The 17,262-nt window shown below is 72.6% G+C and carries 17 protein-coding genes and 1 tRNA gene; 6 read left to right on the top strand and 12 right to left on the bottom strand.

Translation table 11 applies throughout. The features are described 5' to 3' along the window. Positions 1–285: 285 nt before the first annotated feature. The 3 genes from ACFW01_RS25420 to ACFW01_RS25410 all read left to right on the top strand — a co-directional run bounded on the left by ACFW01_RS25420 (position 286) and on the right by ACFW01_RS25410 (position 3,219). On the top strand, positions 286–912 hold the full coding sequence (locus ACFW01_RS25420; protein WP_384506877.1) for a plasmid mobilization protein: 627 nt from the start codon (positions 286–288) through the stop codon (positions 910–912). Next, complete coding sequence (locus tag ACFW01_RS25415; protein WP_384506874.1) at positions 909–2,642, top strand: relaxase/mobilization nuclease domain-containing protein; 1,734 nt, start codon at positions 909–911, stop codon at positions 2,640–2,642. Before ACFW01_RS25420 ends, ACFW01_RS25415 begins: the two co-directional genes overlap by 4 nt. A gap of 136 nt (positions 2,643–2,778) precedes the next feature. Continuing rightward, complete coding sequence (locus tag ACFW01_RS25410; protein WP_384506871.1) at positions 2,779–3,219, top strand: hypothetical protein; 441 nt, start codon at positions 2,779–2,781, stop codon at positions 3,217–3,219. A gap of 53 nt (positions 3,220–3,272) precedes the next feature. On the opposite strand, the gene ACFW01_RS25405 is transcribed toward ACFW01_RS25410, so the two are convergent. The 5 genes from ACFW01_RS25405 to ACFW01_RS25385 all read right to left on the bottom strand — a co-directional run bounded on the left by ACFW01_RS25405 (position 3,273) and on the right by ACFW01_RS25385 (position 10,648). Further along, a complete protein-coding gene (locus ACFW01_RS25405) occupies positions 3,273–4,364 on the bottom strand; it encodes an IS630 family transposase (protein WP_384506868.1) in 1,092 nt (363 codons plus the stop codon). A gap of 41 nt (positions 4,365–4,405) precedes the next feature. Beyond that, positions 4,406–5,806 (bottom strand): Cys-Gln thioester bond-forming surface protein, encoded by a 1,401-nt coding sequence (locus ACFW01_RS25400; RefSeq protein WP_234960283.1) that lies wholly within the window; start codon positions 5,804–5,806, stop codon positions 4,406–4,408. 263 nt (positions 5,807–6,069) lie between these two features. Then, positions 6,070–6,546: a single-stranded DNA-binding protein gene (locus ACFW01_RS25395; protein ID WP_384506865.1), complete on the bottom strand. Its 477-nt coding sequence runs from the start codon at positions 6,544–6,546 to the stop codon at positions 6,070–6,072. A gap of 235 nt (positions 6,547–6,781) precedes the next feature. After that, positions 6,782–9,037, bottom strand: a complete 2,256-nt coding sequence (locus ACFW01_RS25390; RefSeq protein ID WP_384506862.1) for a GTPase — start codon at positions 9,035–9,037, stop codon at positions 6,782–6,784. A gap of 3 nt (positions 9,038–9,040) precedes the next feature. Next, complete coding sequence (locus ACFW01_RS25385; protein WP_122620055.1) at positions 9,041–10,648, bottom strand: dynamin family protein; 1,608 nt, start codon at positions 10,646–10,648, stop codon at positions 9,041–9,043. A gap of 330 nt (positions 10,649–10,978) precedes the next feature. On the opposite strand from ACFW01_RS25385, the gene ACFW01_RS25380 reads away from it, so the two are divergent. Both ACFW01_RS25380 and ACFW01_RS25375 read left to right on the top strand, forming a co-directional pair. Next, positions 10,979–11,054, top strand: a tRNA-Arg gene (locus tag ACFW01_RS25380). Positions 11,055–11,084: 30 nt separating this feature from the next. Next, on the top strand, positions 11,085–12,104 hold the full coding sequence (locus ACFW01_RS25375) for a D-2-hydroxyacid dehydrogenase family protein (protein ID WP_384506857.1): 1,020 nt from the start codon (positions 11,085–11,087) through the stop codon (positions 12,102–12,104). On the opposite strand, the gene ACFW01_RS25370 is transcribed toward ACFW01_RS25375, so the two are convergent. After that, on the bottom strand, positions 12,062–12,715 hold the full coding sequence (locus ACFW01_RS25370) for a DUF2087 domain-containing protein (RefSeq protein ID WP_384506854.1): 654 nt from the start codon (positions 12,713–12,715) through the stop codon (positions 12,062–12,064). The genes ACFW01_RS25375 and ACFW01_RS25370 overlap by 43 nt on opposite strands. Positions 12,716–12,914: 199 nt before the next feature. On the opposite strand from ACFW01_RS25370, the gene ACFW01_RS25365 reads away from it, so the two are divergent. Continuing rightward, positions 12,915–13,244: a chaplin gene (locus ACFW01_RS25365; RefSeq protein ID WP_234960277.1), complete on the top strand. Its 330-nt coding sequence runs from the start codon at positions 12,915–12,917 to the stop codon at positions 13,242–13,244. 102 nt (positions 13,245–13,346) lie between these two features. On the opposite strand, the gene ACFW01_RS25360 is transcribed toward ACFW01_RS25365, so the two are convergent. The 6 genes from ACFW01_RS25360 to chpG all read right to left on the bottom strand — a co-directional run bounded on the left by ACFW01_RS25360 (position 13,347) and on the right by chpG (position 17,194). Further along, positions 13,347–14,213: a tyrosinase family protein gene (locus ACFW01_RS25360; protein ID WP_234960276.1), complete on the bottom strand. Its 867-nt coding sequence runs from the start codon at positions 14,211–14,213 to the stop codon at positions 13,347–13,349. Then, the gene (locus ACFW01_RS25355) at positions 14,197–14,718 is read right to left on the bottom strand and encodes a tyrosinase family oxidase copper chaperone (protein ID WP_384506850.1); all 522 of its coding nucleotides are present in this window, start codon (positions 14,716–14,718) and stop codon (positions 14,197–14,199) included. Before ACFW01_RS25355 ends, ACFW01_RS25360 begins: the two co-directional genes overlap by 17 nt. A 130-nt stretch (positions 14,719–14,848) precedes the next feature. Next, complete coding sequence (locus ACFW01_RS25350) at positions 14,849–15,364, bottom strand: hypothetical protein (protein ID WP_384506846.1); 516 nt, start codon at positions 15,362–15,364, stop codon at positions 14,849–14,851. 79 nt (positions 15,365–15,443) lie between these two features. Next, positions 15,444–15,731 (bottom strand): hypothetical protein, encoded by a 288-nt coding sequence (locus ACFW01_RS25345; protein ID WP_234960273.1) that lies wholly within the window; start codon positions 15,729–15,731, stop codon positions 15,444–15,446. 211 nt (positions 15,732–15,942) lie between these two features. Next, entirely contained in the window at positions 15,943–16,680 is a 738-nt protein-coding gene (locus ACFW01_RS25340; protein WP_234960272.1) for a hypothetical protein, read from the bottom strand. Positions 16,681–16,954: 274 nt separating this feature from the next. Continuing rightward, positions 16,955–17,194: a chaplin ChpG gene (gene chpG, locus ACFW01_RS25335; protein WP_161332816.1), complete on the bottom strand. Its 240-nt coding sequence runs from the start codon at positions 17,192–17,194 to the stop codon at positions 16,955–16,957. Between the last annotated feature and the right edge of the window lie 68 nt (positions 17,195–17,262).

The raw sequence follows: 17,262 nt of genomic DNA, 5'->3' as shown, positions 1-17,262 counted from the left end.
CGTAACAGTGGCCCGGCTCCCTGCCGGGCCACCTCCCCGCTGGAGGCAGGCCCTGATATCGCGTCTCCCTTGCTCTTCCGAGCCCACCACTGCCGAAGCCGATGCCTGGGCGGACGTCCTAGTGCGCCGGCAACTCCTCCACGCCGTCGTCCTCACGCCGAGCGGGCAGTGGCTCGTCCAGGACCGCCCCAACGGACCGGTCCGCGTCCTTGCCAGCAGGGCCGGTGTCCTTGCGCTGGTCGCAACCATCCAGCAACGCACCCGCTCTACGAGGTCCGAATCCCGATGACGAACGCACCCAAGAAAGGCACCACCCCGGAAGCTGCTCACGGCTCTAACTCGGTCTCGGGGCGAGCAAGTTGGGGCGGAAGCGTAGCTTCCGCCAAACCCGCCCCCGAGGGGGCGGGAGAGGACCTGCACCGGGGGGCGCAGGTCCTTCGGGCTTCGACCGAGGGCGGATCGAAGCCGGGGCAGGAGGAGAAGCCGACCGAGCCGCGCGCGCCCCGACAGCGCGCTCCTCGCGCCCGTCAGCGTCCGCGTCAGTCGCCCGAGAAGAAGCGCCTGCACCAGCCCAACGCACGCTTCAACGACGACGAGTACGCCCTGATCAAGTCCGCCGCCGCCCAATGCAATCTCTCCGTCGCCGGATTCCTCGCCCGCTCCGCGCTCGCCGCCGCCCGCGACCTCAGCCGTACCAGCGCAGAGATCGCCGACGAACGCGAAGTGATCACCGCACTGTTCGACAGCCGGCGTCGACTCGGCTGGGCCGGCAGCAACCTCAACCAGGCAGTCAAAGCACTCAACTCAGGCGCAGACGTGCCTCACCTCGAAGCGACCATCGCCGCCGTACGGCGTGCCGCCGACACCGCCCACCAGGCCGCCGCTCGGCTGATCGAGCACCACGGCTCATGATCCCCAGCGTCAACCAGTCCGGGTCGGACACCCGAGGTCTTCTCTTCTACCTCTACGACACCGGCAAGCACGAGGACCACACCGACCCCCACCTCGTCGCCTCGTTCGATGGCATGTCCCCGGACCCCGGGCGCGACCCGAACGCCACCCTCACCGACCTTCAGCGGCTCCTGGACCAGCCGATGATGGCCCTGGCCAAGCACGCCCGCCCGGCCAAGCACGTGTGGCACACCTCTGTACGAGCCGACCCGGGCGACCGGATCCTGACCGACGAGGAATGGGCCGGCATCGCCCGTCGCATCGTCGCCGCCACGGGCATTGACCCGGGTGAGGGACAGTCCGGCTGCCGCTGGGCCGCCGTGCGCCACGCGGAGGACCACATCCACATCGTCGCCACCCTCGTCACCGAGGACGGCCACCGCCCCGACGACTTTCGGTCCGGCGCCCGCGCCCAGGCCGAAGTCCGCCTCATCGAGAAGGAACTCGGCCTCCACCAGGTCGCCCCCGGCGACGGCACCGCAGCGAAGCGTCCCACCAGCGCCGAGCGACACAAGGCCGAGCGGCAGGGCCGCGAGCGCACCGCCCGCGAGGAACTGCGTGAAGCCGTACGACGCGCGGTGAGCGGGGCGCGGAGCGACGAGGAGTTCTTCGACCGGCTCGCCGCCGCCGGCCTTCTGATCCGCAAGCGCGCCGCACCCTCCGGCGACCTGCTCGGCTACAAGGTCGCGCTACCCGACGACCTGAACAAGGACGGCGAGCCCGTCTTCTACCCTGGCGCCCGTCTGGCTCCCGATCTGTCGCTGCCCCGCATCCGCGAACGCTGGTCCGCCGACGCCCCGGCTCCCCCGAAGGACGACGCGATCCGTCCGGGGCCGGACGGTCCGGCCGCTGCCCGCCGCAGAACGGCCTCGGCCGCGTGGCAGGCCGTGCTCGTCTTCGAGCACGGCGAAGACGCGGTCGCCGCCGCCCACATCGCCGCGGCCGGCGAGGTCCTGGACGCCCTCGCGAAGACGTCCGCCGCCCATACCCGCCGCGAACTGCGCGACGCGGCAACAGCTTTTGAGCGAGCCTCGCGCTCCCACGTCCGTGCCGTACGGGGCCACGATCGCGCTCTACGGCAGGCCGCTCGTGAACTCGTCCAGGGCGGCCCGGCGCTCGGCCGCGGTGAGGACGGCGCCACCACGGCGATGGCGATCGACATGCTGTTCTTCCTGATCAGCGCCGCCGCGCACTGGCATGCCCGCAAGGGCCATGCCCAGCAGGCCGAGGCCGCCACCCGAGCCGCTCATCACCTGCGCGCCGCCTACCAGGCCGCCGCCGCGCAGCCCCTCGGGGTTCTCTACGAGCGCGGTCGGCGCCTGAGCCGGCCGATGCTCCAGCGCCAGACCGCGCTGCTGCGCGAGGCCCTGCCGGATCTGGCCGAGCAGATCCTCGCGGAGCCTGGCTGGTACGCCCTGGCCGCCACCGTCGCGGAAGCCGATGCCGCCGGCTACGACTCGGCCGCTCTGCTCCCCGAGGTTGCCGCTGGGCGTGAACTCGGCACCGCGGAGTCCGTCAGCGACGTGCTCGTGTGGCGGATGCGGCGAGCCGCAAACCTGCCCGCCGACGCCTCCCGTCTGCCAGGGACCGGCACCACAACCACCCAATCCACAAAGCGCGGGACGACGACGAGCCGCCCCGCGCCCGGCAAACGACGGAGCGGCGAAGACGCCACCCGGCCGGGCCGTTAGGCCCGCTCGATGCACCCAAGCACCCCTGCTGACGTGGTCGGAGGAGACTGTGGACTTTGTGAATTGAAACCGGCGGGGGCGTGGGGCACGATCATCAAGCGCAGGACAAGGTGACGAGACAGAGGAGGGCGCCAGGGTGTTTCACCGCATACGCCGCCGAGCCAAGGGACCGACCGAAGTGGAGCGGCAGCTCGCCGAGCTGGTCGCACGACACCACCAGATGCCGCCGTGGATCGGGGCGCCGACGGACGCACCGCAGAGCGACGAGCCGACCGCTGCGGCACCGGACTTCCTTCCGCCGGAGCTGCGCGTGCCGAGCCACGACCAGGTCGAGGGCAAGATGATGCCCTGGAAGCAGCCCCTGGTCATCGACGGCGAGATGACCGCCTGCGCCGAGTGCGGGGCATACCGGGACTGGCTCATCCTCTCCACCCGCGACCAGATCTGGCTGCGATGCAGGGCCGGCCACCAGCAGCGGGAGCCCCGCCTGGACACCGCTTGGTACAACCGCAACAGCGGACCGGCGGACGCGACGCACGAAACGTTCGAGAACTGCCTGCGCCACCTCGGGCACTGACCACCACCCCTACGACCCCACCGGGCCCCGGGCCCGTACTGACCACCCGTCACCTAGTGATCTGAGTCAGAGATTCGTCGGCAGTAGGCGGCGACTTTGTCGAGGATCTCGTCGGCGGTCTTCGTCCAGACGAAGGGTCTGGGGTGCTCGTTCCAGTCGGCGAGCCAGGACCGGATGTCGCGTTCGAGGGCCTGGACCGAGCGGTGGACGCCGCGCTTGAGTTTCTTCTGCGTGAGTTCGGCGAACCACCGCTCGACCAGGTTCAGCCAGGACGCGCTGGTCGGCGTGAAGTGCAGGTGGAACCGGGGGTGGGCCAGCAGCCACTTCTTGATGTCGGGTGTCTTGTGGGTCGCGTAGTTGTCCAGGATGAGGTGAACGTCGAGGTCCTCGGGGACTTCTTTGTCGAGTTTGGCGAGGAACTTCTTGAACTCTGCCGCTCGGTGGCGGCGGTGCAGGGAGCCGATGACCTTGCCGGTGGCGACTTCAAGGGCGGCGAAGAGCGTCGTGGTGCCGGCCCGGACGTAGTCGTGACTGCGGCGTTCAGGAACGCCTGGCACCATCGGCAGGACCGGCTGGGACCGGTCCAGTGCCTGGATCTGCGACTTCTCGTCCACGCAAAGCACCAGGGCCTTCTCCGGCGGATCGAGGTAGAGGCCGACGACGTCGCGGACCTTGTCGATGAACAGCGGGTCTGTGGACAGCTTGAACGTCTGTGAGCGGTGCGGGGCCAGGGCGAATGCCCGCCAGATCCGCGAGATCGTCGACTGCGACATCCCTGTGGCGGCCGCCATCGATCTGGTCGACCAGTGGGTGGCGTTCTTCGGGGTTTCCTCGAGCGTCTTGACGATGACCTGCTCGACGTCCGCGTCGGTAATCTTCCGCGGGACGCCGGGCCGCGGGTCGTCGCACAGGCCGTCCAGACCTCGCTCCAGGAAGCGGCGCCGCCAGGTGCGGACCGTGTCCGGAGTGACCCGTAACCGGCGGGACACTTCCATAATCGAGTGTCCCTCGGCGCACTCCAGCACGATCCGCGACCGCTGGGCAAGCGCCTGGGCCGTCGTCCGACGACGGACCCAGCCCTCCAACGCAACCCGTTGGGCATCAGTCACTGACAACGGCGGAATCTTCGGACCCGGACGACTCATGCCCAACCAACGACAAATCTTCGACTCAGGTCACTAGACGGTCACCGCTCGTTCTTCTTCCGGAGGAACACCAGCACCGCACCGCCGATGACCACGAGGCCGATCGCCGCGCCGCCGATCAGCGGGGTCGCCCCGGAGCTGCCGGTCTCGGCGAGGTTGGGGTTCGGGGTGGGGGTGACGGCCGTGGCGGGGGCCGGTTCGCCGAGGGTCTGGGTGGTGTCGCCCGTCGTGGCGCCCTGGGTGCGGCAGTCGAGGACGCCGGAGAAGCGCTGCTCGAAACCGGCCGGGCCGCGGATGGTGAAGTCGTAGGGCCGGTCCTCCGGCAGCGGGACGGTCACCGTGCGCGTCTCACCGGCCGCGATGGTGTACTCGGCGTCGAGCAGCGCGAAGGTGAACGGCTCGTCGCCCTTGTTGACGGCGGTGATGTCCAGGCCGCCTTCGGCGCAGTTCTTCTCGGCGGACAGGGCGGGTATCGCCCCCTGGCCGGCCCAGGTGGCCGTGGCCGTCGCCGCGACCGTGGACTCGCTGGAGCCCGCCAGGATCTGGGTCTGGCTGCGGCTCTCGGAGGCGAAGGCCCGGCCGACCGGCACGGTGGTCGACGCCTGGACGGTCAGCTCGGACGTACCGGCCTCGGCGTCCTCGGGCACGTCGAAGAAGATCTGGGCGCCGTCGGTGACCTCGGTGACCGGCTCACCCTTCTTGTCGACGATCCGCACGCCGCTGGTGGTGGCGTCCACCGGGGGCGTCACCGTCGCGCCGCCCGCGTTGGTGCGGACGGTCACCGGACCGATCCGCTCGCCGGGGCGACCCGAGACCGCGGGCGGGTCCAGGGTGAGCGAGGCCGCCGGCTCGGTGAGGCCGCGGGCGTTCTCCTCCAGGTAGTCGGCGAGCCGCTCGGCCTGCGGGTCGGTCGCCTCGACGTCCGTGTGGTCGGAGTAGCGCCAGATGGCCACCTGGGTGCCGGCCGCCGCGTCCTGTTCGGTGAGCCCGCCGCGGACACCCGCCTTCTTCGCGAGCTCGGCGAGGTTGTTGACCTGGGGGTAGGAGTTGTCCAGGATCCAACGGATGCGGCCGGCGTCCTTGTTGGTGCCCAGCGAGGTGCCGCTCCACGGCGTCTCGTAGTACTTGGCGTCCTTCTGCGTCGGGTTCTGGATGTCGACGCAGTACGACTGCAGCATCCCGCCGCCCTCGACGGACATCTCGAACAGGCCGGCCGGCACCTCCTGGTCGCCGTCCTCCCCGTGGATGACCGCGGTGCCGTGCGTCTTGAGCCCGCCTATGGTGGCCGTCGCCCCGCCCTGACCCCCCGCTCCGTCCTGGGCGGCGGCCGGTCCCGCACCGGTCACCAGACCGGCGACGGCGGCAGCGGACACCAGGGCCGCGGCGGCGGTACGCGCCGTCCTCCGGCCGGGCAGAGACAGCGCAGCGAGCGAAGAAAACACCAAATTCCCCTTCGAGCAGGACCCGTTGGCGTGGGGGGAACGGTCCCACCAGCAGAATCAGCAGCCCCACAGGGCTCGTTCGGCATCCTAAGGACCTGACGGACCGTGACCCCGGGTGATGTCCGCCCGCGCGGTGATCCGAATCGGAATCGTTATCGCCGACCGGCCCTGTGAGCAGGGCTTATCGACAAATCCACCCGGGCTTGCCCGGGCGCATGGGTCGATAAGCCCGTACTTCGGTCAGTTCCGGCGGACCACTCGTGTCAGGCCACGGCGGCGGGCTCCGGGCGTTGTTCGAGGTCCGTGACGGCCGGCTCCCCCGCCGGTGTCTCCCAGTTGGGCTCCGGCCGCGGCGGGGAGGCCGAGACCTCCGGCGCCTCCGCCTTCCCGGTGCGCCTGAACGCGGCCGTGCCGCGCGCGAGATCGTGGCCGATCGCCACCGCGTCGATGTCCGCCGAGGTCCAGTTCTGCCCCTCGCGCACGTCCGTACGGACCTTCAGCCTGCCCTGGACGACGACGGGGTCGCCCACCGCCAGCGACGCCGACGCGTTGGCGGCGAGCTGCCGATTGGCCCACACGGTGAAGAAGTTGGTGTGACCGTCCGTCCAGGCGCTCTTCTCGCGGTCCCAGTAGCGCGCGGTGACGGCCAGCCGGAAGCGCGCCGACGGCCCGTTCGCCAGCTCCCGGAAGACCGGCTGCGTGGCCACGTTGCCCACGGCGCAGATCATCGTCTCGTTCATCGCGAGTCCTCCCTCCCGCACGGGCCCGTCCCGTACGGCTGCGTCCGGCGACCGCGTTCGTCACGACCGCCGCGAGGCCAGACTGCCCCGCCCGGCGCCCGGCCCGCCGAGGGCTGTGGACCGTCACCCCGCCTGTGGAGAACTCCCTCACCCGTGCGGGTGAGAGTCGCCGATCCGCTCCGAAGCCGAAGCCGCAGTCGGAGGCAAAGTCGGAGTCGGAGTCGCCGATCCGCGCCTACCTCGCCGCAGTCCCCACCCCCGTGACCCGCCCGTATTGCTCCCGCACTTCCCGGTACCGCAGCAGTTCCGCCGCCAGCGGATCCAGCACCCTGGCCCGGCCGCACCCGGCGGCCGCCTCCCGCAGCAGGCGTTCCGCCTCCTGGCCGTAGCGACGGGCCGGTCCGCGCGCCGCCATGCGGCAGGCCCACTCGATGAGGGGGCCGCCGATGATGCCCGCCAGCATCAGCAGCACCGGCACGCCCAGGTTCGGCGGCAGGAAGCCGACGATCTGGCCCAGCAGCCACAGGCCGCCCACCAACTGGATCAGGGTCATGGACGCCTGGGCCAGCACGGCCACCGGCCACCAGCCCGGCCGCGGTGGGCGCCCCGGCGGCAACCCCGTGCGCTCCGCCAGCTCGTCCAGGGCCTCGGGCAGCCCCTGGGCGCCGCGCACGGCCGCCTCGCGCATCGCCTGCGCCCACGGCGCCGGCAGCCCGGCCGACGCCCGCTCGGAGACCGTGCGCACCGCCTGCTCGACGCGCTGCCGTGCGGTGGCCTCCTCGTCCGGCTGGGCGCGCAGCTGCAGCCGCCCCGTGGCCGGTTCACGCCGCTCGTGGTACCAGCGCCACAGCCGCAGCCAGGGCGTGCCGCACGCGCGGTTGGCGTTGCGCAGCCAGGCCCGCTCGGCCGCGTCGCCCGCCGCGGTGGCGCCCACCGCGTCCGCGAGCCGGTCCGAGAACTCCTCCCGGGCCTCCTCGCTGAGGCCGGTCCGCCGCCCGGTGACGTACACGGAGCGCAGGCGCCGGGCGGCGGCGTCCACGTCGGCCGCGATACGGCGCGCCGGGGCCTGCCGCTCGGCCACGAACTGGCCGAGCACCTCACGCAGCTCGCCGATGCCCTCCCCGGTGAGGGCGGACAGGGCGAGCACGGTCGCGCCGGGTTCGCCGTACTCCCCCAGCGCGACGCCGTCCTCGTCGAGCAGGCGGCGCAGATCGTCCAGGACCTGTTCGGCGGCCTCGCCGGGCAGCCGGTCGATCTGGTTGAGGACGACGAGGGTGACCTCCGCGTGGCCCGCCATCGGCCGCAGATAGCGCTCGTGGAGGACCGCGTCGGCGTACTTCTCCGGGTCGACGACCCAGATGACGGCGTCGACCAGCTCCAGAATGCGGTCCACCTGCTCGCGGTGCTGGACGGCCGCCGAGTCGTGGTCGGGCAGGTCGATCAGGACCAGTCCGCGCAGCGGCGACTCGGAGTCGGGGTGCTGGATCGGGCGGCGGCGCAGGCGGCCGGGGATGCCGAGGCGGTCCAGGAGGCTGGCGGCGCCGTCGCTCCAACTGCACGCGATGGGCGCGGCGGTGGTCGGCCGGCGGACGCCCGTCTCGGAGATCGTCACCCCGGCGAGGGTGTTGAACAGCTGCGACTTGCCGCTGCCGGTCGCGCCCGCGATGGCGACGACGGTGTGCTGCCCGGAGAGCCTGCGCCGCGCGGCGGCCTCGTCGAGGACCCGCCCCGCCTCGGCGAGGGTCCCGCCGTCGAGCCGGGTCCGGGAGAGGCCGACCAGCTCGCGCAGGGCGTCCAGCCGGGACCTGAGCTGTCCGTCGTAGGCGAGCGGCATCAGGGCGGCCGAGGTGGCGGCGGGCCTGCTGGGCAGGACCGCGTACTGCTCCGTGCCACCGTTCTCGTCCACCCGCCGCGCGATCAGCCCGTCACCCCACGCACCCTCCCCGTCCCCGGAACCGGGGCCGGAGCCCGAGCCGGAGCCGGAGGAACCACCGGATCCGGAAACTCCACCGGGACCAGACGGACTACCGGAGCCGGACGGACCACCGGAGCCAGACGGACCACCGGGACCGGACGGACCACCGGAGCCGGACGGACCACTGGCGACACGCTCGGCCCTGGCCGCCCGCCCTCTCCCTCCCGCACGTTCCGTCCCTCCCGCATGTTCCGTCCCTCCCGCATGTTCCGTCCCTCCCCCACGTTCCTTCCCTCCCGCACGCTCAGCCCGTCCCGCGCCCTCGGCCCCGCCCGCCCCGTCCTCGTCGGCCACGCCCCCCGTACGGCCCCCGCGCCGCCGCAGCCAGGTCCCCCGCCCCGGTGGTTCCTCGGACGCGCGCTCGGCGCCGTCCGCACGCGTGGTCTCCGGCTCCGTGGCGCCCCCCGGGTCCCGGCCGTCCCCGGGCTCCGTGTCGCCGGACTGCCCCGTCCGGTCCGACTCCTGGGTCGTGTGGTCGGTGTGCTCGGCGGGGTCCTGGTCAGTGACGGCGGTCACCGGTCACCTCTCCTTCTGCAGTACGGACAGCGCGGCGATGAGTTCGGCCTGCGGCTCGGGATGCACCTCCAGCCCGTCGAGCGGCGCCAGCCGGCGCTCGCGCTCGACGTGCAGGACGCGGTCGACGTGTTCGTCGAGCAGCCGTCCGCCCCGGTCGCGCAGCCGCAGCGCGCCGTGGGCGCCGAGCCGCTCGGCGAGCCGCTCCCCGGCGACCCGCGCGCGTCGTCCGCCGAGCAGCACGGTGGCGACCAGCCCGGCCACCACCCCGGGGTCCGGCGCGAGGTTCCGGTCCAGCTCGCGGACCTCGTCCTCGGCGTACTCCTCCAGCTCCCGCCGCCACCGCCGTACGGCCAGCCCGATCCGGTGCTCGGCGCTCTCCGGGGTGGGGTCGTGGCGCGCGAGTTCCGGGGCGGCCGCGGCCGGTTCGCCCCGCCACGCCTCGTCGACCCGCTCGTCGGCGGCGGTGACGGCGCACAGCAGCAGCGCGCTCAGGCTCTCCACCAGGGAGTCGAGGAGCTCCTCCGGGGAGCAGTCGAGGGGAAAGGCCCGCCAGCGCTTCAGGGCGTCCCCGGCGAGCACGGCGCCCGCCTGCAACCGCCCCCGCACGCGCGCGTGCTCACCGTCGTACGCCCCCTCGACGGCGGCGGTGAGCCGCAGCGCGGCGGCGTACTGGGCCGCGGTGGCCCCGGCCAGTTCGGGCATCCGGGACTTGAGCGAGTCCAGGATGCCGTGCGCCGTACGGGCCATGGTGTGGTGCCGGGCCTCCAGGTCCTGGGCCCGGTGCACGAGCCAGGACCGCAGCGGCGCCACAGCGCTGGCCGGCAACAGCCCGCCGCCCCAAGCCGATTCGGGCAGTTCGGGCACGGTGAAGCGGGGTACGTCGCCGAGTCCGGCCTTGGTGAGCAGGGCCCCGTACTGCCGGGACACCTCGGCCACCACCTGGTGCGGCACCCGGTCGAGGACGGTGACCAGGGTGGCGTCGTACTCCTTGGCGGTGCGCAGCAGGTGCCAGGGCACCGCGTCGGCGTACCGGGCGGCCGTGGTGACCATCACCCAGATGTCGGCGGCGCAGATCAGCTCGGCCGCCAGAACGCGGTTGTCGGCCACGAGGGAGTCGATGTCGGGCGCGTCCAGGAGGGCGATGCCCGGCGGCAGGGTGTCGGCGGTCTCGACACGCAGCACGCGCGCGGGGTTCTCGCCGGGCAGGAGCAGGTCGTCGTCCGGTTCCCGGTGCGGCACCCACACGCGCGTGAGGTCGGGCAGCACCCGCATCCCGCTGAACCAGTGGTGGTCCTCCGGATGGCACACCAGCACCGGCGTGCGGGTCGTGGGCCGCAGCACGCCGGCCTCGCTGACCCGCTGCCCCACGAGGGAGTTCACCAGGGTGGACTTCCCGGCGCCGGTGGACCCGCCCACCACGGCCAGCAGGGGCGCTTCGGGGTCCTTCAGCCGGGGCATCAGGTAGTCGTCGAGCTGGGCGAGCAGCTCGTCGCGGTTGGCACGCGCGCGTGGCGCACCCGCCAGGGGCAGCGGAAAGCGTGCGGCCGCGACACGGTCGCGCAGCGCGGAGAGTGCGTCGAGCAGCTGAGGCCGTACGTCCAAGGTCACCACATGTGAAGAATGCCCAATTTTGAGGGAATTCTGAAGCATATGAGCATGATGAGCATGTCTGCGCGCCGACCGGACACTCCGGACGGAAGCCACTACTGGGACGTGAGCGCAGTCCAGGCATAACGAGTGGACAACACCCGATGCGCGAGCGGCCAAAAGCGATGCACGATTCGTACCTGCCTGCGATTATCAGAACCGCTTCACCGAACCTCCACATCGAGCCACGGAGGGGAAGCATCAGGGACATGGAGCCGGGAGCCCTATCCTTGTCCCCGGCAACGTCACGGATCCGCCCACACCCGGGCACCACGAACGAGGCCACCACACCAGGCCCCCGTAGCTCAGTGGATAGAGCAGGCGCCTTCTAAGCGCTTGGCCGCAGGTTCGAGTCCTGCCGGGGGCGCCACTGCCCGTTTGGCGAGGGGGACAGGACCGCGTGCGACTGCGTTGCGCCCTACTCGACGACTTCCAGCGGGTGGCGACCGAGATCGCCGACTGGTCCCCGGTCGCCGACGACGTGGACATCGTGTCCTTCGACACCCATTTCGGCGACGAGGACGCTCTCGCGGCCGCCCTCGCCGACTTCGACATCGTGGTCACGCTGCGCGAGCGCGTGGCCTTCCCCGGATCGCTGATCGCCCGGCTGCCCCGGCTGAGACTCGTCGTCGCCTCCGGCATGCGCAACAGCGTGATCGACTACGCCGCCGCCGAGGCGCACGGCGTCACCGTGTGCGGCACGGCCTCCTCCTCGGCCCCGCCCGTCGAACTGACCTGGGCGCTGATCCTCGGCCTGGCCCGCGGCATCGTGCGGGAGGGCAACGGGCTGCGCGAGGGCGGCCCCTGGCAGCAGACGGTGGGTGCCGACCTGCACGGCCGCCGCCTGGGCCTGCTCGGCCTCGGCAAGATCGGCAGCCGGGTGGCCGGGGTCGGCCTCGCCTTCGGCATGCGGGTGAGCGCGTGGAGCCTACATCTCACCCGGGAGCGCGCCGACCAGGTGGGCGTCGAACTCGCCCCCTCCAAGGAGGCGCTGCTGCGCGACGCCGACTTCGTCTCCGTCCACCTGGCGCTCGGCGACCGCACGCGCGGCCTGCTCGGCCCCGCCGAACTGGCCCTGCTCAAGCCGACGGCCTATCTGATCAACACCTCGCGCGCGGCGATCGTCGACCAGGACGCCCTGCTCGCCGCGCTGCACGAGGGCCGGATCGCCGGCGCGGGCGTCGACGTCTTCGACACCGAGCCGCTGCCCGCCGGCCACCCGATGCGCACCGCCCCGCGCCTGCTGGCGACGCCCCACCTCGGCTACGTCTCACAGGCCAACTACGCCACGTACTACGGCCAGGCTGTGGAGGCGATCCGGGCCCACCTCGACGGGTCCCCCGTACGCCGCCTGCCCGTGGCCCCCGCTCCGGACGCTCAGGCGGTTCCCACCCGGCCGGATTCCGCCGGGCGCGCGTAGATTCCGCCGCTCCGGCGCAGGTGTCCGAAGTCCACCAGATGGCGCCGGAGCGTCACATGGTCGACCTCGCCGTCCTCGCACCAGGTCCGCAGCTTCTGGTCGACGGTTCGCTCGGGGTACTCCACGCCGGGGGCGAAGGTCCGCTCGGCGATGTGCCGCAGCACCACCTTCTTGCGCGTCCAGCGGGCGGGGAGGCGAACCAGGCGCCCGTCCTTCACGAAGGTCCGCAGGATCATGCCGGTGCGGTCGCCGTCGGCCGCCGGTGCGGGGTCACCGGCCGGGTCCGCCGCGGGGCGGGCCGCGCGGGCCAGCCCCCTGAACCGGTCGTGTGCGACGACGAGTTCACCGCCGTCCCCGGACACCACCACGCCCTGCTCCCGCAGTCGGCGCAGCGCGCCCGCCGTCTCCTTGGCGGACAGTCCGGCCATCCGGGCCACCTCCGCGCTGCCGCCGGCGCCCAGGGCGACGGCGGCGAAGGCGCGCACCCTGCTCTCCTCGGAGAAGAGGCCGGGCAGCGCGGCGAGCGCGGACGGCTCGGAGGGACCGGACGGATCGGAGGGATCGGAGGGATCGGAGGGATCGGTGGACGCGTCGGGCAGGGCGTTCGACATGGCGGGGAGGCTAGTGGACCTCCGCGCGGGAGTGGCACTGGTTTTCCACCGCCGTCCGCTCCCCCGCCGTCCCTCGCCTCTCTGCAAAAAGGGTGATCCTCACATTCTCCCCGTGACCCGCTTCGACCAGGTGCGTTGAACCGGCCGCGCGGCGGCGCGTCCTGTCGCCGTGTTCCCCGAGTCAGAAGGAGAAACCGTGATGTCTCGCATCGCGAAGGCTGCCGGCGTCGCTCTCGGCGCCGGCGCCGTGGTCCTCAGCGGCACCGGCCTGGCCATGGCGGACGCGGGTGCCGAGGGCGCCGCCGTCGGTTCGCCCGGCGTCCTGTCCGGCAACGTCATCCAGGTCCCGGTGCACGTGCCGGTGAACCTGTGCGGCAACACCGTCAACATCCTCGCTCTGCTCAACCCGGCGTTCGGCAACGCCTGCGAGAACGGCGCCGACGACAAGGCGGACACGAGCGACAAGAAGAAGGACACGAGCGACAAGAACGGCAAGAAGGGCAAGAAGAACGCCGGCTACGGCGGCTGAGCCCCGTAGGCACCCGAAGAGCCCCGGCCTTCCCGGCCGGGGCTTTTCCCGTGGGTCCCCCCGGGCGCACCGACGGATCCCGCCGGCGCACCGGTGGATCCCTCAGGCGTAACGGTAGATCCGGCCGACGTCCTCCAGCTCGTCCGGCGTCACGTTCCACGGCGGCATCGGCTCGTGCCGGGCGACGATCCGTCCGCGCTGCGCGCTGCCCCGGCCCGGCGGCTTCGCGGGCAGGTAGCGGGCGCCTCGGTGACGGGCCTGCCAGCGGGACCACTGGAGGTCGACGAAGGCGTGGTGCAGCCAGAACACCGGGTCGTTGACGGAGGCGCCGCCGACCATGACCCCGCCGACCCACCGGTGCACCCGGTTGTGGTTGCGCCAGGAGACACTGCCACGGCCGGTCCCCCACCCCTCCAGCTTGTTGCGGAACCCCTTGCGGACCGTGGAGTCGTAGGGCGCGGTGTCGTACACCGGATCGTCGAGGGCCCACTCCAGGTCACTCCTGGTGGGCAGCTTGAGGGGATCGCCGGCCCGCCCGAGGTCCCGGGTGAGGTACTCGGTGTCGGTGACGTTCACCTTCAGCGTCCAGTTGCCCTCGGCGTACGCGAACGGCCCGGTGGTGACCCGGTGGTCGGAGCGTCGCCCGGTGCCGCCCAGGAAGTCGGCGGTCCAGGGCGCGGACGTGGTGCCGCGGTCCTTCGTCCAGTCCCAGTAGGGCACGGTGACCGACGAGTCGACCCGGCGCAGCGCCTCCTCCAGGTCCAGCAGGAACTTGCGGTGCCAGGGCAGGAAGGAGGGCGCCATGTGCGCCGTACGCAGCCCGTCCTCGCCGTCCGAGACGTAGTACTCGATGTGGGTGCGGACGAACTCGTCGTACTCGCCGCGCCGTTTGATCTCCAGCAGCGCCTTGACGAACCGCCGCCGCTCGGTGCGGGTCAGCGTGCTGACGTCCTTACGCGTGTACGCCATGCCGTCCCCCGGAACGGTGGTCGTGCCCCTGAGGGTCGTGCCCCTCGACGGCCGGCGTGTCGCGCAGGTGCTCGACGGGACCGAGTTCGTCGACGGCGCGGCGGGCCGCGGAAAGGGGGGTGGGGTACGACCGGTAGTGATCGATCATGGTCAGCCAGCTGCCGTCGGCCCGGCGCATCAGGTGCAGCGGACGGCCGTCCACGGTGACGTGCCAGGTGCCGGCGCGCCCCGCGGCGGACCAGACGCCGCGGATCCGGCGCCCCCGGTAGGTCTCGTCGAAGGCGCCGCTCCCCGCGGGCTCGGCGGTGTGCGGCTCGGGGCGGGAGGCGGCGACCAGCGGCGTCAGGGTGACCGCGAGAGCCGGGGCGAGCAGCCCTCGCATCAGCTGGCGCCGGGTGCCGTGCGCCGGACCGCCTCTCGCCCGGCTCTCCGCCCCGCGATCCTGCTCCTGCTCCTCCTGCTCCTGCTCCGTGGCGCTCGTTGTCACGCCCGCGTCAACGGCCATGGCTCGCTCCTCGTCCGGTTCCGGTGGTCCGCACCACTAACCGGCCGACGGGCCACTCGGTCACCGCTCGCAGGGCCAGTCGGAGCACGGGACGGCCCGGGCGCGTGAACGACGCTGCGGGTCAATACACCTAGAGCCCCGGTCCGACGCCCAGGTCGGCCACGGGAACCGCCTGGACGACGGGGGCCGCCACACCGGCCTCCGGGAGCTTGGCCGCCGGCAGGCCGAAGGCGTCGGCGCGCGGCGCGGTGAGCGGCGCGTCCAGGGACAGACCGGGTGCCAGGGTGCGCAGCCCGGCGGCGGGGGCGTCGAAGGCGGCGTGGTCGAAGTTGTCGCCGAGGACGCGCGGCACGGGCTGGCGCAGGTCGGCGCCCGGCAGCCCGCCGTGCACCGGCAACTGCGGCAGTGTCCGCTCCGGCAGCAGCCGGCCCTCGACGTAGCGCGGCCCCTCGGGTGCGCCCACCGTGGGCACGGGCAGCTCGCCGGTCATCTCCGGCAGTTCCATGCCGAGGGCCGTCTCCGCGCCGCCCAGGGGCACGGGTACGGGGATCGCGTCGGCCGCGGCGGCGGGGGCCGCGGCCGCGCCCACGGCTGCCGCCACTCCGGTGACGACGGCGGCCAGGGTTCGTCTGGTGGTCGGCTTCATGTCAGGCACGGTCCCTTTCGAGAATGCGGGAAGGCGGGAGGAACGGGCGGGAAGAGCGCACGCGGAAACGGCCCGGGGCTCAGCCGCGCAGCGGGATGCCCCCGAGCCGGCCGCTCTTCGAGTTCAGGTCGGTGGTCGCGTCCTTCACGGTGTGCAGCACGGAGTCCTTGTTCTCGGTGTCGAGCGCGTTCGACTGGTGCTTGAGCGGCATGACGTCGATGGGCTCCGCGGTCAGCGCGTTCACGGCCCCGTTGAGGCTGGTGGGCGTCAGCCGCGCGGTGTCGGCGTCGTAGGCGAACGCGGGCACGGCGGAGCCGGCGACGACCAGGGAACCGGCGACGACCGCGGCGGCCTTGAGGGACTTCATCGTGTTCCTTTCTTCGGCGACCCGTGTCACCGGAGGAAATACTGACGCCCTCTCCAACGACCTGTACCGGGCACGGAAACTCCACCGTCCGGAAGACATATGAGATCTCCGGACCCTCGAAAGGCGGAAGGACGGAAAGGCGGAAATACAGAAGGGCCGTCGCGCGACCCCCGAAAGGGGGTGACGCGACGGCCCGGGGACGCGCGGGGCGTCAGGAGGGGTTGGCCGGCAGCGGGTTCGCCGGGACCGCGGCTTCCGGCGTGGTGGCCTCCGGAGCCGCCGGGAGGGCCGGCAGACCGGCCAGGTCCGCGGCGGGCATGCCGTTGGCCACGAGCGTGGCGGCGACGACGTTGGAGATGCCGGTCATCACCTCGTCAATGGCCGGGCTCACCTGCTCGGCGTTGCCGGCGGTGGTGGCCTTGACCAGCGCGTCGATCCGCTTCTGGAGGTCGGCGTAGGCGGTGGCCGCCAGGTCGGGCGCCGCCGCGGTCTGGTCCTCCGCCACGACGGGCGCCGGCAGCGTGACCGGGTTCCCGGCCTGCGGCGCGGTCACGGCCGGCGGCTGGGCCGGGGTGGTCGTGCCGGGCAGGTTCACCGTGTCGCTCGCGGCCGCGTCGTCGGCGTCCGCGTCGGCCGCGTCGGCCTTGGCGAGCGCGTCCTTGACGGCGGCGGCGAACTGGTCGGCGTCGGCGGCGGTGAGCCGGCCGTCGTCGGCCTTGAGGACGGCGTTGAGCAGGTCGGTGACGGGCGTGAGCACTCCGCCCAGGCCGGCCAGGCCGGCGACCTGGCTCTGCAGTTCCGCCATGTCGGGCAGGGGTTCCTGGGACACCGCGTGGGTGCGTTCCCGGGCCGATTCGCCATCGGCCGCCATCACCGCCGGCCCCGAGAGACCGATCAGCAGGCCGGCGCAGAGAGCGGTGGTGGCGATTCGTCGTGCGGGCAGACGCATGGGGGTTCCTTTCGGTGGTGCGTCGGATCTTGTGCCCACCGTGAAAGCGCCTCTGCCGCTCTGCAACCGATCGGTGACCGCGTGTACTCGCCCGGATTTCCCGTCTCCGGCGTCTTACCTGGTGAGACGCCCTGTCAAGGTCCGTAGGCCGTGTCGGCGTCCGCACCCCCCATTCGGGGCAGTGTTCCGCCGTCCGCACACAAACGCGGACCGGCCGCCCGGTCGCGGAGGAACCGCGGTACGGACGGCCGGTACGGGAAGGCGCGAGCCGAGGTCAGTCGTTCTCGCACTCGTTGCCGAACGCCGGGTTCAGCAGGCCGATGACGTCGACGGTGTTGCCGCAGACGTTGACCGGGACGTGGACCGGGACCTGCACCACGTTGCCGGACAGGACGCCCGGGGAGTGGGCGGCGGCGGCCTTCGCGCCGCTGTCGGCAGCGGCGACACCGGCGGTGCCCGCCACCGCGGCGGCGGCGACGGAGGTCAGGGCCAGGCCCTTCGCAATACGCGACATGGAGAAGTGCTCCTTGGGGTTGTCACACACATCCGGGCGGCTGCCCGGCGCACTGTCAACGCGCGGCG

This window comes from Streptomyces sp. NPDC058985, from assembly GCF_042740985.1.
Lineage (GTDB): Bacteria > Actinomycetota > Actinomycetes > Streptomycetales > Streptomycetaceae > Streptomyces.
Note: the sequence above shows the minus strand (reverse complement) of the source record. Positions and strands in the feature narration are given on the sequence as shown.

Coding starts and splice junctions, on each gene's coding strand:
- ACFW01_RS25395 (WP_384506865.1), bottom strand. CDS start 6,546: ATGAACGAGACGATGATCTGCGCCGTGGGCAACGTGGCCACGCAGCCG.
- ACFW01_RS25420 (WP_384506877.1), top strand. CDS start 286: ATGACGAACGCACCCAAGAAAGGCACCACCCCGGAAGCTGCTCACGGC.
- ACFW01_RS25340 (WP_234960272.1), bottom strand. CDS start 16,680: ATGCGTCTGCCCGCACGACGAATCGCCACCACCGCTCTCTGCGCCGGC.
- ACFW01_RS25360 (WP_234960276.1), bottom strand. CDS start 14,213: ATGGCGTACACGCGTAAGGACGTCAGCACGCTGACCCGCACCGAGCGG.
- ACFW01_RS25405 (WP_384506868.1), bottom strand. CDS start 4,364: ATGAGTCGTCCGGGTCCGAAGATTCCGCCGTTGTCAGTGACTGATGCC.
- ACFW01_RS25370 (WP_384506854.1), bottom strand. CDS start 12,715: ATGTCGAACGCCCTGCCCGACGCGTCCACCGATCCCTCCGATCCCTCC.
- ACFW01_RS25345 (WP_234960273.1), bottom strand. CDS start 15,731: ATGAAGTCCCTCAAGGCCGCCGCGGTCGTCGCCGGTTCCCTGGTCGTC.
- chpG (WP_161332816.1), bottom strand. CDS start 17,194: ATGTCGCGTATTGCGAAGGGCCTGGCCCTGACCTCCGTCGCCGCCGCC.
- ACFW01_RS25415 (WP_384506874.1), top strand. CDS start 909: ATGATCCCCAGCGTCAACCAGTCCGGGTCGGACACCCGAGGTCTTCTC.
- ACFW01_RS25355 (WP_384506850.1), bottom strand. CDS start 14,718: ATGGCCGTTGACGCGGGCGTGACAACGAGCGCCACGGAGCAGGAGCAG.
- ACFW01_RS25350 (WP_384506846.1), bottom strand. CDS start 15,364: ATGAAGCCGACCACCAGACGAACCCTGGCCGCCGTCGTCACCGGAGTG.
- ACFW01_RS25365 (WP_234960277.1), top strand. CDS start 12,915: ATGTCTCGCATCGCGAAGGCTGCCGGCGTCGCTCTCGGCGCCGGCGCC.